We start from the raw sequence: 15952 nt of genomic DNA on the forward strand, positions 1-15952 counted from the left end.
TGCTTAGCGCTCCGTGGTCTTGCGGATTTCTTTTTCGTCCATCCACTCGGCCAGGCCGCTTTCCACGTCGATCAGCTGCAGGCTGAACTTGTAGAACACGTCCTTGTAGTCGCTGCTGCGCTTGACGATCGAGCTGATCGACCCTTCCAGGCGGTATTTGGCAGCGATCATGTTGCCGGTCTTGGCCACGGTGTTCTTCTTGTACAGGCCGCTCTGGTTCTGCAGCTTGAGCTGGTCGACCTGGCTCTGCATCTGGTTGTTGTCGCTGGCGAAGCGGGCGGTGCCGGTCTTCATCAGCTGGGTCTTGATCGAGGTGGTGATCTCGCGGGTATCGATGTACTCGCTGGTCTTGTTCTTCACGTCGTAGACCTGAACCACCGGACGGCCCTGCAGGATGCCGGACTGGGCCAGCGAGCGGGTCATGCTTTCGGCGATCATCTGCAGGTCGGTGGAACCGAACTCGTTGGTGACCAGTTCAACGGCCTTGCTGTCGCCGTAGCCAATGTTCTTGCCGCCCAGTACAGGGGAGTTGTTGGCGCAGCCGCTGGCCAGCGCGACCACTACGGCCAGCAGGGAAAAACGAGCGAACATCATGTTGAGCATCTCCTGAAAATTGAAAATTACTGGGCCTGGACTTCAATGCGGAAGTCAGTGGCCTGGGGGACCGGGGCAATCGCTGGCAGTACGGTGGACTGCGAGCCGTACAGGCTCAGGGTCTTCCAGCTTTCTTCGCTGGCGACCGGGAAGCCGTCGTTGCCCAGCCAGGCAAAGCGATAGAACATCGTCTTGTTGCTGCGGCTGGTGTTGGTCAGCGAGACCTTGACGGTCATGAAGCCGTTTTCGCGGGCAACCCGCATCGGGCCGATATCGATGTTGCTCAGTTTGCCCATCACGACCACCTTGCTGGCGGCGCTGCCCGGTGCGGGCGGTGGTGGGGTGGCGCAGCCGGCCAGCAGGGTGGCGGTGGCGAGCGCGGCGAGAAGCTTGAGGCGCATGGCGATTCCTTGGCTTACTTGAGGCTGGCGACGGCGGCGGCCGGCGCAGGCTGGGTGACTTGCAGGGCCGGGCCACCGGCGTAGACGCGGTTGCCCACGACGCGCAGGGCCACGACCTGATAGGGGCGATCGATCTTCACGGCGATCTTGCTGCCGCCCAGGTTCGACGGCAGGCTCAGTTGGTGCTCGCCCTGGGCCAGGCGCACGCGGGCAACCAGGGTGTCGTCCGGCAGGGTGCGCCAGGTGCGGGTGTCGGCGCCTTCGGTGACGGCCGAGGCGATGCCCACGGCCAGACCAGCCAGCGGGTTGACGTCGTTGAGCTGCTTTTGCGCCACGCCACGGGTGATGGCGCGCACGCTGGTGCGCAGGATGATGCCTGGCATGTCGTCACGCAGCGCGCGGCGCGACATGGCGGTGGTGCTGTTGAGCGCGGTCAGCGAGAGCGTCTTGTCGTTCAGGTAGATCTCGCTGAAGTGCGCGGTGGAGGTGTCTTCCTTGATGATCGGGAACGACAGCGGGGTGATCACCAGATTGCCGCTGATTGGCAGGGGCAGGGGGATGCGCACCGAGTCGCGGGCCGGCGCCAGGCCGCTCTGCACCACGATCAGCACGTCGCTGTCGGCGCCCTTGGCGGCAGGCTTGTCGAGGTCGAGCAGCGCACGCTCGAGCAGCGCGGTGTTCGGGCGCAGTTCGGCCGCCTTGCGGTAGCCCGGTGCAGCCAGGCCTTTTTCGCCCAGTGCTTCGTATACGTAGCCGGACAGGTAGTGGCTGAACGCACTCTGGTAGCTGTTCTTCAGACCGACCACTTCAGGCGCGTCCAGGGCGGCCACCGGGTAGCCCTGCAGGTCCTTGTACTCGGTCTTGACGCCTTCCTTCTCGGCCTCTTCTTCGCGCTTGAGGTATTCCTTGTCACGCAGCTCGGCGATCACGGCCTCACGTTCGTGGGTTTTCTTGATTTCGGTGCGGGCACCGTCGAAATCATTCTGTGCCAGCAGGTTCAGGGCCATCTGGGTGGTCAGCATGACTTTTTCGTAGTCGTAGCCTTCGTAGCGGCGCACCTTGTCGTTGACCAGGTAGCTGCCGAACTGGCTCAGGTACTTGGCGGTGTCCAGCTTCACCGACTCTTCCCACTTGAACACCACGCTATCGGCTTCGCGCCAGGCATCCTGGCTGCCGCTCAGGTCGCCCTTGGAGCGCAGCAGTTCGCCTTTCTCGAAGTAGTAGAGAAGGTCCTTGTCCTCACCCTTGTTGTTCTTTTCCAGCAGGGCCAGGGCCGCGTCGACGTTGCCGCTGGCCAGCTGCTGGTTGGTTTCCTGGAGTTCGCTGTCGTAGCTGCGAAACGCTGCGCAGCCCGTCAGTTGGACGATCGCGCACAGCGTGGCGACGGTGAGGACACGGGAGGCCATCTTGAATCTCTTCCCTGAAAAAGTGACGTTAGGCGCCGGCGAGTGGCGGTGATCCCTTTGGACGCTAGTTCCAAATCCTCTTAGCAGAGGAGCCTGTATTTCCATTCGCTATAACGAAAGGCGCGGCATTATAGACGCAATGACTGGCTAATTAATGGCCTTGTGCTTCATTTTTTCTTGGATGTGCCAGTAGTCACATTTCCCGTGTGGTGTAGGAATAAGTCGATTCCCGGGGTAGGAGATAAACTTGTTTCAAAATTTTTCATGAAACTTCCGGGTGGTGCTTGAGCCGGCGCAAGTGGAAGTGAACAATGCAATCCTCCTCATTCCTGTTCGAGATTGGCTCCCATGATGCCCCGCCTCCGTGTGTTCGCCTGGCTGCTAGGGCCGCTGCTGGCCCTGGGCAGTGCCTTGAGCAGTGCCGCGCCGCAAGCGCCGCTGATTACCCCGGACCCGGCCCGCGGTGCACCGCTGTACGCCCAGCACTGTTCGGTGTGCCACGGTGACGGCGGCGCCGGCGATGGGCCGGCGGGGTTGGGGCTGGAACCACCTCCGGGCGATCTGCGCCAGGCGGCGCGGCTCGACACCCTGAGCCTGGCCGAGCTGTACCGGGTGATGGAGCAGGGCATCGAGGGCAGCGACATGCCGGCGTTCGCCGACCAGCTCGACGAGCGCCAGCGCTGGGATGTGGCCAGCTACATTGCCGGCTTCAGCGCCGAGCCTGGTGCTGTGCAGGCCGACCGGCGCTTCAGCCTGGCCGAGCTGGCGCAGCTCACCCCGGCGCAGGTGCGTGACACCCAGGGTGGCGAGGCGGCGGCCGCCTTTCGTGCCCAGCGCGCCAAGCCGCCAGCAGCGCAACGCGGCCCTGGCCAACTGATCGACTACACCGCCACCACCCTCGAACAGAGCCTGGCCGCCTATCGTGCCGGCGACCACGAGCAGGCCTACGACCTGTCGGTGGCGGCGTACCTGGAGGGCTTCGAGCTGGTGGAAAGCGCCCTGGACAACGTCGATGCCAACCTGCGCAAGAACACCGAAAAGGCCCTGATGGCCTACCGCCAGGGGTTGCAGGACGGCTTGCCGGTGGAGCAGGTGACGCAACGCCTGGCGGCGGCCAAGGCCAAGCTCGAAGCATCGGCCAAGCTGCTGGGTGGCGATGGCCTGAGCTGGTCGCTGAGCTTCATCTCCGGCCTGCTGATTCTGCTGCGCGAGGGGCTGGAGGCAATCCTGGTGCTGGCGGCGATTCTGGCCTTCCTGCGCAATACCGGGCAGCAGTCGGCAGTGCGCAGCGTCAACGTGGGGTGGGCGCTGGCCCTGGTGGCGGGCTTTGCCACCTGGGCGCTGGCTGCCTACGTGATCGACGTGGGGGGCGCACAGCGTGAACTGCTGGAGGGCTGCACCGCCCTGTTCGCCTGCGTGATGGTGCTGTGGCTGGGGGTGTGGATGCACGACCGGCGCCATGCGGCGGCCTGGCAGGACTACATCAAAAGCAGCCTGGTGGGGGGCGGCGGCCGCTTCGGCTTTGCCGTGCTGGCGTTCTTTTCGGTTTACCGCGAACTGTTCGAGGTGATCCTTTTCTACGAAACCCTGTGGCTGCAGGCCGGGCCTGCGGCGCACGATGCGGTGCTGGCCGGCGGGGCGACGGCGCTGGTGCTGCTGGTGGGGCTGGCGTGGGTGATTCTGCGCGGGTCGGCGAAATTGCCGCTGTCGTTGTTCTTCAGCATCAACGCGGCGCTGCTGTGCGCGTTGTCGGTGGTGTTCGCCGGGCATGGGGTGAAGGCGTTGCAGGAGGCGGGGGTGTTCGGTACGCGGCCAGTGCCGTTCTTCGACTTCGACTGGCTGGGGATTCATGCCGATGCGTATTCGCTGGCCGCGCAGGCATTGGCGCTGGTGGCCATTGCGGTGTTGTACGGGCGCAGCTGGCTGGCAGGGCGGCGGGTTTCGGTGCACTGATCGAGGGCCCCTGCGCTGGCTTGTCGGCGAATGCTGCAACGCCGCGCCAATGCAGGGATACTGTGCCCCTTGTTCTCTTTGCGGTGGATAACCCAACCATGCGTGTCTGGATCGACGCCGATGCCTGCCCCAAGGCGGCCAAGGACCAACTGGTCAAATTTGCCCTCAAGCGCCAATTCGAGGTGGTGCTGGTCGCCGGTCAGGGCCAGATCAAGCCGGCCTTTGCCTGCGTCAGGCTCATCGTGGTGCCCAGTGGGCCGGATGCTGCCGACGACTACCTGGTGGAACACGCCGTGCCCGGCGAGTTGGTGATCTGCAGCGATGTGCCGCTGGCCGATCGGCTGGTCAAGAAGGGGGTGGCCGCGCTCGATCCGCGTGGTCGCGAATTCGACGAGCGCAACATGGGCGAGCGGCTGGCGGTGCGCAACCTGTTCACCGACCTGCGCGAGCAGGGCCAGGTCGGTGGTGGGCAGGCGCCCTACGGCGAGCGTGAGAAACAGGCCTTCGCCAATGCGCTGGACCGCATTCTCACGCGGTTGGCACGCGCCTACCCGCAGTGATGCCTCAGTCGGCCTCGTGGGTCAGTTCCAGCACCCGGTCGACCAGCTTGTAGATCCCGCCCGCCGCCTCGCCGATGCTCTGCGCCAGCATGTAGGCGGGGGTGCTGACCAGCTTGCGCTGAGTGTCTTCGACGATGTCGTGCACATCGCATTCTTCATGGGTGCCGCCCATCTTGACCACGGCCGCGCTGGTGTCGGCATCGTTGCCGATGGTGCAGACCACGCCTGGCCCGTAGATCTTGGCCGCCAGGGCCGGCGAAATGCAGATCAGGCCCACCGGCTTGCCCGCTTCGGCGAAGGCTTCGGCCAGTGCGAGCACATCGGGGTTGACCGAGCATTTGTCGCCTTCCACGGCGAAGTTGGAGAGGTTTTTCGCAGCGCCGAAGCCACCGGGCACGATCAGTGCGTCGAAGTCGTCCGCATTCGCTTCACGCAGGTCCTTGACCTCGCCGCGCGCAATGCGCGCCGACTCCACCAGCACGTTGCGCGTTTCGGGCATCTCTTCGCCGGTAAGGTGGTTGATCACATGCATCTGCGCGATGTTCGGCGCAAAGCACTGCACCTGGGCGCCACGCTGGTCAAGGCGCAGCAGGGTGATGACGCTCTCGTGAATTTCGGCACCGTCGTACACACCGCAACCGGAAAGGATCACCGCAACTTTTTTCTTGGTCATGCTCACTACTCCCGTTCAAGGCGCTAAATGTCCCCTGATTTGGCCATTCTCGCCAGGCTCTCTACATAGATCGCAATGCAGGGGGAGTGTTCAGTCGTGAGAGCGAGCAGCCAGGCCTATGGCCGGTCGCCACCTTCGCCAGGGTGCTGCTCCCGGGCCTGGGCCCGCGCCTGTTCGGCCTGGGCCTCGGCGGCTTCCTGGCGGGCAATGCGCGCGGCCTTGAAGCGCCGGCGCAGCCACAGCAGGGCGCCCAGTACCACCAGGGCACCGAGTACCCACAGCTCGTACTTCTTCACGTTGCCCAGCAGCCCTTCGAGGATGGCGCCGAAGTGGTAGGCGGCCGCGCCCAGGGCCAGTGCCCATACTGCGGCACCGATGCCGTTGAGCAGCAGGTAGCGGCGCGGCGGGTAGCCGGACAGGCCGATGGCCACGGGCATCACCGTGCGCAGGCCGTAGACGAAACGGAAACTCAGCACCCAGATGTCGGGGTGGCGGCGGATGTGCTCCAGCGCACGGTCCCCCATCATCTGCCAGCGCGGCTTGCGCGCCAGCAGCTTGCGCCCGTGACGACGCCCCATGAAGTACCACAGCTGGTCGCCGGCATAGCTGCCGAAGAAGGCAACCAGCACCACCATGTTGATATCCATGTAGCCACGGAACGCAAGAAATCCGGCGAGAACCAGTATGGTCTCACCTTCAAAAAAGGTGCCTAGAAAAAGGGCAAAATAGCCGAAATCCTGCAGGAATTGTTCAAGCATTTTCTGGGTGCTGGCGAAATGAACGCGCAGCCTACCCCCTGGGAGGCTTTAGGGAAAGTGTCCAAATGTGTCTCGACGTGAACATTTCCTACAAGGAGAATGAATGCGTCCATAAGTCGCAGGGTTGCCTCAGGTCGTCATACGGGCGTCATAATGGCTGCTTATAACTGTCGCGCTCGCCCGCCTGCGCGGGCTCAGGAGTCTGCCGTGAGCTTTACCCCCGCTAACCGTTTGTTTCCTGCCACTCGCCTGCGTCGCAACCGCCGTGACGACTTTTCCCGTCGCCTGGTGCGCGAAACCACACTGACTGTTGACGACCTGATCCTGCCGGTGTTCGTGCTGGACGGCGAAAACCGTCGCGAGGAAGTCGCCTCGATGCCGGGCGTGGAGCGCCTGAGCATCGACCTGCTGCTGCAGGCCGCCGAGGAGTGGGTGAAGCTGGGTATTCCGGCGCTGGCCCTGTTCCCGGTGACCCCGCTGGACAGGAAGTCGCTGGATGGCGCCGAAGCCTACAACCCGGACGGTATTGCCCAGCGCGCCACCCGCGCCCTGCGCGACCGCTTCCCGGAGCTGGGGGTGATCACCGACGTGGCACTGGACCCGTTCACCACCCACGGCCAGGACGGTATCCTCGACGAGGAAGGCTACGTCCAGAACGACATCACCGTCGACGCCCTGGTGCGCCAGGCGCTGTCGCATGCCGAGGCCGGCGCCCAGGTGGTGGCCCCGTCGGACATGATGGACGGGCGGATCCAGGCGATCCGTGAAGCCCTGGAGCTGGCCGGTCATGTCAACGTGCGCATCATGGCCTACTCGGCCAAGTATGCCAGCGCCTACTACGGCCCGTTCCGCGACGCGGTCGGCTCGGCGCTGAACCTGGGCAAGGCCAACAAGGCCTCGTACCAGATGGACCCGGCCAACACCAACGAGGCCCTGCACGAAGTGGCCGCCGACCTGTCCGAAGGCGCCGACATGGTAATGGTCAAGCCAGGCATGCCGTATCTGGATATCCTTGCGCGGGTCAAGGACGAGTTCAAGGTGCCGACCTTCGTCTACCAGGTCAGTGGCGAGTACGCGATGCACATGGCCGCGATCCAGAACGGCTGGCTCTCGGAAGGGGTTATCCTCGAATCCCTCACCGCTTTCAAACGGGCGGGCGCCGACGGCATCCTGACCTATTTCGCTGTTCGCGCCGCACAATTGATGAGAGGGCAGTAACGCCCTTCAGGAACGCTAGATGAATAACGAAGCACTTACCGAAGTCGAAGTGAAGGATGCCCAGCCGGTGCCCGAGCAACTGGTCGAAACCCCGCCGGACCTCGAGCCCGCGCCGGTGGTCGAAGCCGAGGCGCCCGTGGTGGCTCCGGCCCCGGCGGTGCCGGCGATTGCCGTGCCGGGCCTGGACGACAGCAGCCTGTACATCCATCGCGAATTGTCCCAGCTGCAGTTCAACATCCGCGTGCTGGAGCAGGCGCTGGACGAGTCCTACCCGCTGCTGGAGCGACTGAAGTTCCTGCTGATCTTTTCCAGCAACCTGGATGAGTTCTTCGAAATTCGTGTAGCGGGCCTGAAGAAGCAGATCACCTTCGCTCGCGAGCAGGCCGGCGCCGACGGCCTGCAGCCGCACCAGGCGCTGGCGCGCATCAGCGAGCTGGTGCACAGCGAAGTGGACCGCCAGTACGCGATCCTCAACGACGTGCTGCTGCCGGAGCTGGAAAAGCACCAGATTCGCTTCATCCGCCGGCGTCACTGGACCACCAAGCTCAAGACCTGGGTGCGCCGCTACTTCCGCGACGAGATCGCGCCGATCATTACCCCGATCGGCCTGGACCCGACCCACCCGTTCCCGCTGCTGGTGAACAAGAGCCTGAACTTCATCGTCGAGCTCGAAGGCATCGATGCGTTCGGCCGTGATTCGGGCCTGGCGATCATTCCGGCGCCGCGTCTGCTACCGCGGGTGATCAAGGTGCCGGAAGACGTCGGTGGCCCCGGCGACAACTACGTGTTCCTGTCGTCGATGATCCATGCGCACGCCGACGACCTGTTCCAGGGCATGAAGGTCAAGGGCTGCTACCAGTTCCGTCTGACCCGCAACGCCGACCTGGCGCTGGACTCCGAGGACGTCGAAGACCTGGCCCGCGCCCTGCGTGGCGAGCTGTTCTCGCGTCGCTATGGCGATGCGGTGCGCCTGGAAGTGGCCGATACCTGTCCCAAGCACCTGTCCGACTACCTGCTCAAGCAGTTCAGCCTGAGCGAGCACGAGGTGTACCAGGTCAATGGCCCGGTCAACCTCACGCGCCTGTTCAGCATCACCAGCCTGGACAGCCACCCGGAGCTGCAGTACACGCCGTTCACCCCGGCAATTCCCAAGCTGTTGCAGAACAGCGAGAACATTTTCAGTGTCATCAGCAAGCAGGACATCCTGCTGATGCACCCCTTCGAGTCGTTCACCCCGGTGGTCGACCTGCTGCGTCAGGCGGCGAAAGACCCGCACGTGCTGGCCGTGCGCCAGACCCTGTACCGCAGCGGCGCCAACTCCGAGATCGTCGACGCGCTGGTGGACGCGGCGCGTAACGGCAAGGAGGTCACCGCGGTGATCGAATTGCGCGCGCGTTTCGACGAAGAGTCCAACCTGCAGATGGCCAGCCGCCTGCAAGCGGCGGGTGCAGTGGTGATCTATGGCGTGGTCGGGTTCAAGACCCACGCCAAGATGATGCTGATTCTGCGGCGCGAGGCCGGCGAGATCGTGCGTTATGCGCACCTGGGTACCGGCAACTACCACGCCGGCAACGCCCGCCTGTACACCGACTACAGCCTGCTGACCTCCGACGACGCCTTGTGCGAGGACGTCGGCAAGCTGTTCAGCCAGCTGATCGGCATGGGCAAGACCCTGCGCATGAAGAAGCTGCTGCACGCGCCGTTCACCCTCAAGAAGGGCATGCTCGACATGATCGCGCGCGAGACCCAGTTCGCCCTGGAAGGCAAGCCGGCGCACATCATCGCCAAGTTCAACTCGCTGACCGACCCCAAGATCATCAAGGCGTTGTACAAGGCCAGCCAGTCGGGCGTGCGCATCGACCTGGTGGTGCGTGGCATGTGCTGCCTGCGTCCGGGCATTCCGGGCGTTTCGCACAACATCCACGTGCGCTCGATCATCGGGCGCTTCCTGGAACACACCCGGGCGTTCTACTTCCTCAATGGCGGGGAAGAGCAGATGTTCCTTTCCAGTGCCGACTGGATGGAGCGCAACCTCGACAAGCGTGTCGAGACCTGCTTCCCGGTGGAGGGCAAGAAGCTGATCCTGCGGGTGAAGAAGGAGCTGGAGGGGTACCTGACCGACAACACCCACGCGTGGCTGCTGCAGTCGGACGGCCGCTATGTGCGCAGCACGCCGACCGGCAACCAGAACCCGCGCAGTGCCCAGGCCACTCTGCTCGAGCGCCTGAGCAACCCGGTGCTTATCGTACGCTGAGGGTAAAGCCGACCCGGGCCAGCCATTCGGCTTCCAGGCCGAAATCGGCCTGGGTCAGCTGGTTCTGTTCCAGCCAGCCGGCCGGGAACTCCACATCCAGGCTCTGGCCGGCGGCATGCAGCTTGACCGTCGGCATCTGCTGGGTGCCGCGGATGTGGTGGAACAGGATCGCGAAGCGCAGCAGCACGCACAGACGAATCAGCTTCACGCCGTCGTCGCCGAATTCGGCGAACTTGTCCTTGGGGATGTTGCGCCGGTGCCCGCGCACCAGCAGTGCCAGCATCTGCTGGTCTTCACGGGAGAAGCCGGCCAGGTCGGAGTGCTCGATCAGGTAGGCGCCGTGCTTGTGGTAATGATAGTGGGCGATGTCCAGCCCCACTTCGTGCACCTTGGCCGCCCAGCCCAGCAGTTCGCGCCAGATCCCGTCTTCAAGATCCCACGCCTTGGCCACCTGGTCGAAGGCATGCAGCGCCTTGCGCTCGACCCGTGCCGCCTGCCCCTGGTCGACGTGGTAGCGCTCCATCAGCGAGGTCAGGGTGCGTTCGCGCACGTCTTCGTGGTGGTGGCGGCCCAGCAGGTCGTACAGCACGCCTTCGCGCAGGGCACCTTCGCAGTGGTCCATGCGTTGCAGTTCCAGCGCGTCGAAGATCGCCTCCAGGATCGCCAGGCCCGCCGGGAAGATGGTGCGCCGGTCGGGCTTGACCCCTTCGAAGTCGATCTTGTCGGTATCGCCCAGCTTGAACAGTTTGCGCTTGAGCCAGGCCAGACCTTCGGCGTTGACCTCACCGTTGCCCATGCCGCCGGCCTTCAGGGCCAGGCCGATGGCGCGGATGGTGCCCGAGGAGCCGATGGCTTCATCCCAGGTCAGGCGGTGCAGGGCGTTCTCGATGCTCATCAGCTCCAGGCGCGCGGCGGTGTAGGCCTGGGCATAGCGCGCCGGGGTGATCTTGCCGTCGCGAAAGTAACGCTGGGTGAAGCTCACGCAGCCCATCTGCAGGCTTTCGCGTAGCAGGGGCTCGAAGCGCTGGCCGATGATGAATTCGGTACTGCCGCCGCCGATGTCGGCCACCAGGCGCTTGCCGGGGGTGTCGGCCAGGGTGTGGGAGACGCCCAGGTAGATCAGGCGTGCTTCTTCACGGCCGGAAATCACCTCCACCGGGTGTCCGAGAATGGCTTCGGCGCGGCGGATGAATTCGCCGCGGTTGCGCGCTTCGCGCAAGGCGTTGGTGCCGACGATGCGCACCGCGCCGTCAGGCATGCCGTTGATCAGCTGGGCGAAGCGCTTGAGACAGTCGAGCCCGCGTTGCATGGACTCTTCGCTGAGCTGGCGCTCTTCGTCGATGCCGGCGGCCAGCTGAACCTTTTCCCCCAACCGCTCCAGGATGCGAATGTCGTTGTGGTGGGCCTTGGCCACGACCATGTGAAAACTGTTGGAGCCCAGGTCGATGGCGGCTATCAGGGACAGATTCTTGGCTGGGTTTTGCGGCATGGTGATGGGTTCTCGGTCGATAACCCGGCAATCGTGCCACGATCCGCCGCCGACGCCAACGCGCAGTGTGGCAAGGCTTGACCTGACGCAGTTGCGAGTCTTTTTTATGACTTTTGTGTGACAGTCGATATGCAACGTCTCGCACAACTATAGTTACAGTCAATCGCGCGTGGCTTCCTGTCTACGGCGATGGCGGCTATGATGGGCCACGTTTTTTTGCTTACGACCTTGGAGACTTCCATGAGCAGCGATCTTATCAAACACGTCACCGACGCCACCTTCGAAGCCGACGTGCTCAAGGCTGAAGGTCCGGTGCTGGTCGACTACTGGGCTGAATGGTGCGGCCCATGCAAAATGATCGCTCCGGTTCTGGACGACATCGCCGCTACCTACGAGGGCAAACTGACCGTCGCCAAGCTGAACATCGACGAAAACCAGGAAACCCCAGCCAAGCACGGCGTGCGTGGCATCCCGACGCTGATGCTGTTCAAGAACGGCAATGTCGAGGCGACCAAGGTCGGCGCATTGTCCAAGTCTCAGCTGCAGGCGTTCCTCGACGCCAATATCTGAGTCGAAAAAAGCCCCGCATTCGTCGGGGCTTTTCTCTGTCTGGTGACTAGACGCCAGAAAATGCAAGTGATACATTCGGCCTCGCACTGTTTCTTTCAGTGCCCCCTGCACGCCGTCGCCGACGCACCTCAATTCGAATTAGTACGCGATCCTGTCGCCTTCTCTGCGGCGCGGCTTCATTAAGCCAGAAGCTTAATTCCCCCTTCTTACATGATTACGTCATTCCCCTTATGAATCTGACTGAACTCAAGCAAAAGCCGATTACCGATCTGCTCGAATTGGCCGAACAGATGGGCATAGAAAATATGGCCCGTTCGCGCAAGCAGGACGTGATTTTCTCCCTGTTGAAAAAGCACGCGAAAAGCGGCGAGGAAATCTCCGGTGACGGCGTGCTGGAGATTCTCCAGGACGGTTTCGGCTTCCTGCGTTCGGCTGACGCTTCGTACCTGGCCGGCCCGGACGACATCTATGTCTCGCCCAGCCAGATTCGTCGCTTCAACCTGCGTACCGGTGACACCATCGTCGGCAAGATCCGCCCGCCCAAAGAAGGCGAGCGCTACTTCGCGCTGCTCAAGGTCGACACCATCAACTACGACCGTCCGGAAAACGCGAAGAACAAGATCCTCTTCGAAAACCTGACGCCGTTGTTCCCGAACAAGCGCCTGAAGATGGAAGCCGGCAACGGTTCCACCGAAGACCTCACCGGTCGCGTCATCGACCTGTGCGCGCCGATCGGCAAGGGCCAGCGCGGCCTGATCGTCGCCCCGCCGAAAGCGGGCAAGACCATCATGCTGCAGAACATCGCGGCCAACATCACCCGCAACAACCCCGAGTGCCACCTGATCGTGCTGCTGATCGACGAGCGCCCGGAAGAAGTGACCGAGATGCAGCGCACCGTGCGCGGCGAAGTGGTCGCCTCCACCTTCGACGAGCCGCCAACCCGTCACGTGCAAGTGGCCGAGATGGTCATCGAGAAGGCCAAGCGCCTGGTCGAGCACAAGAAGGACGTGGTCATCCTGCTCGACTCGATCACTCGTCTGGCCCGTGCCTACAACACCGTGATCCCGAGCTCCGGCAAGGTGCTGACCGGTGGTGTCGACGCCCACGCCCTGGAGAAGCCGAAGCGTTTCTTCGGTGCTGCACGTAACATCGAGGAAGGCGGTTCGCTGACCATCATCGCCACCGCGCTGGTCGAGACCGGCTCGAAGATGGACGAAGTGATCTACGAAGAGTTCAAGGGTACCGGCAACATGGAACTGCCCCTGGACCGTCGCATTGCCGAGAAGCGCGTGTTCCCGGCCATCAACATCAACCGTTCGGGTACCCGTCGCGAAGAGCTGCTGACCGCCGACGACGAGCTGCAGCGCATGTGGATCCTGCGCAAGCTGCTGCACCCGATGGACGAGATCGCTGCCATCGAGTTCCTGGTCGACAAGCTCAAGCAGACCAAGACCAACGACGAGTTCTTCCTGTCGATGAAGCGCAAGTAACACGGGCGGTACGCAAGAGCCGGGGAAACCCGGCTTTTTGCTATCTGTACATTGTCTATTCTGGCGGGCGGGGTTCGGCGCTACACTTTGCACCCCGACCGCTACGGCGAACACGAGGCTCCCGCATGCAGTATCGCGATTTGCGCGACTTTATCCGCGGCCTGGAACAGCGCGGCGAACTCAAGCGCATTCAGGTCCCCATCTCCCCGATCCTGGAAATGACCGAGGTCTGCGACCGCACCCTGCGTGCCAAGGGCCCGGCGTTGCTGTTCGAGAACCCTACCGGTTACGACATTCCGGTGCTGGGCAACCTGTTCGGCACCCCGGAGCGCGTGGCCATGGGCATGGGCGCCGAGTCGGTCAGCGAACTGCGCGAGATCGGCAAGCTGCTGGCCTTCCTCAAGGAGCCCGAGCCGCCCAAGGGGCTGAAGGACGCCTGGTCGAAGCTGCCGATCTTCAAGAAGGTCATCTCGATGGCGCCCAAGGTGGTCAAGGATGCGCCCTGCCACGACGTGGTGATCGAGGGGGACGACGTCGATCTTGGCGCGCTGCCGATCCAGCACTGCTGGCCGGGCGACGTGGCGCCGCTGATCACCTGGGGCCTGACCGTGACCCGAGGTCCGAACAAGGACCGCCAGAACCTGGGTATCTATCGCCAGCAGGTCATCGCCCGCAACAAGGTCATCATGCGCTGGCTGAGCCACCGTGGCGGCGCGCTGGACTATCGCGAGTGGTGCGAGAAGCACCCTGGCCAGCCGTTCCCGGTGGCCGTGGCACTGGGCGCCGACCCGGCGACCATCCTCGGCGCGGTGACCCCGGTGCCCGACAGCCTGTCCGAGTACGCCTTCGCCGGCCTGCTGCGCGGCAACCGTACCGAGCTGGTCAAGTGCCGCGGCAATGACCTGCAGGTGCCCGCCACCGCCGAGATCATCCTCGAAGGCGTGATCCACCCCGGCGAGATGGCGCCCGAAGGCCCGTATGGCGATCACACCGGCTACTACAACGAGGTCGACAGCTTTCCGGTGTTCACCGTGGAGCGCATCACCCACCGCACCAAGCCGATCTATCACAGCACCTACACCGGGCGTCCGCCTGACGAGCCGGCGATTCTGGGCGTGGCGCTGAACGAAGTGTTCGTGCCGATCCTGCAGAAGCAGTTCCCCGAGATCACCGACTTCTACCTGCCTCCTGAAGGCTGCTCGTACCGCATGGCGGTGGTCACCATGAAAAAACAGTACCCAGGGCACGCCAAGCGCGTGATGCTGGGGGTGTGGTCGTTCCTGCGCCAGTTCATGTACACCAAGTTCGTGATCGTCACCGACGACGACATCAACGCGCGGGACTGGAACGACGTGATCTGGGCCATCACCACGCGCATGGACCCCAAGCGCGATACCGTGATGATCGACAACACACCGATCGACTACCTGGACTTCGCCTCGCCGGTTTCCGGCCTGGGCTCGAAGATGGGCCTGGATGCCACCCACAAGTGGCCGGGCGAAACCACCCGCGAGTGGGGGCGTGTCATCGTCAAGGACGAGGCCGTCACCCGACGCATCGATGAGCTGTGGACACAGTTGGGAATAGACTGATGCAGGTTACCTTGCAGCCCTCCGGGGCGGTGCTGGCACTGAACCCTGGTGAGCGCATACTGGATGGGGCCCGTCGTCTGGGCTATGACTGCCCGCAGAGCTGCCGCAATGGCAATTGCCATGTGTGCGCGGCACTGCTGGTGGAAGGCCGTGTGCGCCAGGATGGCGAGGTGAAGGACCATGGCGAGCTGTACACCTGCATCGCCGAGCCGCTGGAGGATTGCGTGTTGCTGTGGGATGGCGTGTTGGCCCTGGGCGAGCTGCCGGTGCGCAAGCTGGCCTGCCAGTTGAGCGAATGTGTCGAGGTGGGCGGCGACGTGTGGCGCGTGCGTCTGCGCGCGCCGGCCGGCAAGCCGCCGCGCTACCATGCCGGGCAGTACCTGATGATCGAGCGCGAAGCTGGCGACAAGGCCGCGTTCTCGCTGGCCTCGGCGCCACACAGCGGGCGTGACCTGGAGCTGCACGTGCTGGCCCGCGAGAGCAGTGCACTGGAACTGATCGCACAGTTGCAGCGCAACCGCATGGCGCGGGTGGAGCTGCCGTTTGGCGACACGCACCTGGCCGAACTGCCGGACGGGCCGCTGGTACTGATTGCTGCCGGTACCGGCATGGCGCAGATGCACAGCCTGATCGAACATTGCCGGGCCAGCGGCTTCAAGCACCCGGTGCACCTGTACTGGGGAGTGCGCCGCCCGGAAGACTTCTATCAGATCGAGCACTGGGACGAGTGGTCAACGCTGCCCAACCTGTTCCTGCACAAAGTGGTGAGCGACCTGTGCGGCTGGGAGGGGCGCTGCGGGCTGCTGCACGAAGCCGTGTGCGAAGACATTGCCGACCTTGCGGGCGTGCACGTGTATGCCAGTGGCTCGCCCACCATGATCTACGCCACCCTCGATGCCCTGGTGGACGCTGGCATGGACGCACACCAGATGCGCGCCGATGTATTCGCTTATGCCCCGCGCGGCTAACTTAGGTAATAACGGCGCGTTGCAAT

At 63.7% G+C, this 15952-nt stretch carries 13 protein-coding genes and 1 pseudogene; 8 read left to right on the plus strand and 6 right to left on the minus strand.

Annotated features, from left to right (window positions below; translation table 11 throughout):
- Positions 1-3 precede the first annotated feature (3 nt).
- The 3 genes from lpoB to V9K84_RS22850 are packed head-to-tail and all read right to left on the minus strand — an operon-like array spanning position 4 to position 2401.
- On the minus strand, positions 4-591 hold the full coding sequence (gene lpoB / locus V9K84_RS22840) for a penicillin-binding protein activator LpoB (RefSeq protein WP_043863467.1): 588 nt from the start codon (positions 589-591) through the stop codon (positions 4-6).
- Between the two features lie 29 nt (positions 592-620).
- Positions 621-995 carry a YcfL family protein gene (locus V9K84_RS22845; RefSeq protein ID WP_043863382.1) on the minus strand — a complete coding sequence of 125 codons (375 nt, stop codon included), beginning with the start codon at positions 993-995 and terminating at the stop codon, positions 621-623.
- A 14-nt stretch (positions 996-1009) separates the two neighbouring features.
- A complete protein-coding gene (locus V9K84_RS22850; protein ID WP_054915494.1) occupies positions 1010-2401 on the minus strand; it encodes a hypothetical protein in 1392 nt (463 codons plus the stop codon).
- A gap of 429 nt (positions 2402-2830) precedes the next feature.
- Here V9K84_RS22850 and V9K84_RS22855 point away from each other — a divergent pair.
- Together V9K84_RS22855 and V9K84_RS22860 are read left to right on the plus strand one after the other, a co-directional pair.
- Positions 2831-4354 (plus strand): annotated as a pseudogene (locus V9K84_RS22855) (FTR1 family protein); the annotation flags it as partial.
- A gap of 98 nt (positions 4355-4452) precedes the next feature.
- Positions 4453-4914, plus strand: coding sequence for a YaiI/YqxD family protein (locus V9K84_RS22860; protein WP_043863384.1), 462 nt, complete (start codon positions 4453-4455; stop codon positions 4912-4914).
- Between the two features lie 4 nt (positions 4915-4918).
- On the opposite strand, the gene elbB is transcribed toward V9K84_RS22860, so the two are convergent.
- Together elbB and V9K84_RS22870 are read right to left on the minus strand one after the other, a co-directional pair.
- A complete protein-coding gene (elbB, locus tag V9K84_RS22865; protein WP_043863385.1) occupies positions 4919-5587 on the minus strand; it encodes an isoprenoid biosynthesis glyoxalase ElbB in 669 nt (222 codons plus the stop codon).
- A gap of 116 nt (positions 5588-5703) precedes the next feature.
- Entirely contained in the window at positions 5704-6345 is a 642-nt protein-coding gene (locus tag V9K84_RS22870) for a DedA family protein (protein WP_088514618.1), read from the minus strand.
- Positions 6346-6552: 207 nt separating this feature from the next.
- Between V9K84_RS22870 and hemB the strand changes: the two genes are divergently transcribed.
- The gene (gene hemB, locus V9K84_RS22875; RefSeq protein WP_043863387.1) at positions 6553-7563 is read left to right on the plus strand and encodes a porphobilinogen synthase; all 1011 of its coding nucleotides are present in this window, start codon (positions 6553-6555) and stop codon (positions 7561-7563) included.
- A gap of 19 nt (positions 7564-7582) precedes the next feature.
- Complete coding sequence (ppk1, locus tag V9K84_RS22880) at positions 7583-9817, plus strand: polyphosphate kinase 1 (RefSeq protein ID WP_043863388.1); 2235 nt, start codon at positions 7583-7585, stop codon at positions 9815-9817.
- On the opposite strand, the gene ppx is transcribed toward ppk1, so the two are convergent.
- Positions 9804-11306 (minus strand): exopolyphosphatase, encoded by a 1503-nt coding sequence (ppx, locus tag V9K84_RS22885; RefSeq protein ID WP_043863389.1) that lies wholly within the window; start codon positions 11304-11306, stop codon positions 9804-9806. The two genes, ppk1 and ppx, sit on opposite strands and share 14 nt — an antisense overlap.
- A 240-nt stretch (positions 11307-11546) precedes the next feature.
- Between ppx and trxA the strand changes: the two genes are divergently transcribed.
- The 4 genes from trxA (at position 11547) to V9K84_RS22905 (ending at position 15926) form a co-directional block, all read left to right on the plus strand.
- Positions 11547-11876, plus strand: coding sequence for a thioredoxin TrxA (gene trxA, locus V9K84_RS22890; protein ID WP_043863390.1), 330 nt, complete (start codon positions 11547-11549; stop codon positions 11874-11876).
- A 230-nt stretch (positions 11877-12106) separates the two neighbouring features.
- Complete coding sequence (rho, locus tag V9K84_RS22895) at positions 12107-13366, plus strand: transcription termination factor Rho (RefSeq protein ID WP_043863391.1); 1260 nt, start codon at positions 12107-12109, stop codon at positions 13364-13366.
- A 125-nt stretch (positions 13367-13491) separates the two neighbouring features.
- Complete coding sequence (gene ubiD / locus V9K84_RS22900) at positions 13492-14958, plus strand: 4-hydroxy-3-polyprenylbenzoate decarboxylase (protein ID WP_054915496.1); 1467 nt, start codon at positions 13492-13494, stop codon at positions 14956-14958.
- Positions 14958-15926, plus strand: a complete 969-nt coding sequence (locus V9K84_RS22905) for a CDP-6-deoxy-delta-3,4-glucoseen reductase (protein WP_088514619.1) — start codon at positions 14958-14960, stop codon at positions 15924-15926. Before ubiD ends, V9K84_RS22905 begins: the two co-directional genes overlap by 1 nt.
- The last annotated feature ends 26 nt before the right edge of the window (positions 15927-15952 follow it).

Source organism: Pseudomonas sp. AE27 (genome assembly GCF_037113495.1).
GTDB lineage: Bacteria > Pseudomonadota > Gammaproteobacteria > Pseudomonadales > Pseudomonadaceae > Aquipseudomonas > Aquipseudomonas palmensis.

Coding starts and splice junctions, on each gene's coding strand:
- ppk1 (WP_043863388.1), top strand. CDS start 7,583: ATGAATAACGAAGCACTTACCGAAGTCGAAGTGAAGGATGCCCAGCCG.
- V9K84_RS22860 (WP_043863384.1), top strand. CDS start 4,453: ATGCGTGTCTGGATCGACGCCGATGCCTGCCCCAAGGCGGCCAAGGAC.
- elbB (WP_043863385.1), bottom strand. CDS start 5,587: ATGACCAAGAAAAAAGTTGCGGTGATCCTTTCCGGTTGCGGTGTGTAC.
- rho (WP_043863391.1), top strand. CDS start 12,107: ATGAATCTGACTGAACTCAAGCAAAAGCCGATTACCGATCTGCTCGAA.
- V9K84_RS22850 (WP_054915494.1), bottom strand. CDS start 2,401: ATGGCCTCCCGTGTCCTCACCGTCGCCACGCTGTGCGCGATCGTCCAA.
- V9K84_RS22845 (WP_043863382.1), bottom strand. CDS start 995: ATGCGCCTCAAGCTTCTCGCCGCGCTCGCCACCGCCACCCTGCTGGCC.
- ppx (WP_043863389.1), bottom strand. CDS start 11,306: ATGCCGCAAAACCCAGCCAAGAATCTGTCCCTGATAGCCGCCATCGAC.
- V9K84_RS22870 (WP_088514618.1), bottom strand. CDS start 6,345: ATGCTTGAACAATTCCTGCAGGATTTCGGCTATTTTGCCCTTTTTCTA.
- ubiD (WP_054915496.1), top strand. CDS start 13,492: ATGCAGTATCGCGATTTGCGCGACTTTATCCGCGGCCTGGAACAGCGC.
- lpoB (WP_043863467.1), bottom strand. CDS start 591: ATGTTCGCTCGTTTTTCCCTGCTGGCCGTAGTGGTCGCGCTGGCCAGC.
- trxA (WP_043863390.1), top strand. CDS start 11,547: ATGAGCAGCGATCTTATCAAACACGTCACCGACGCCACCTTCGAAGCC.
- V9K84_RS22905 (WP_088514619.1), top strand. CDS start 14,958: ATGCAGGTTACCTTGCAGCCCTCCGGGGCGGTGCTGGCACTGAACCCT.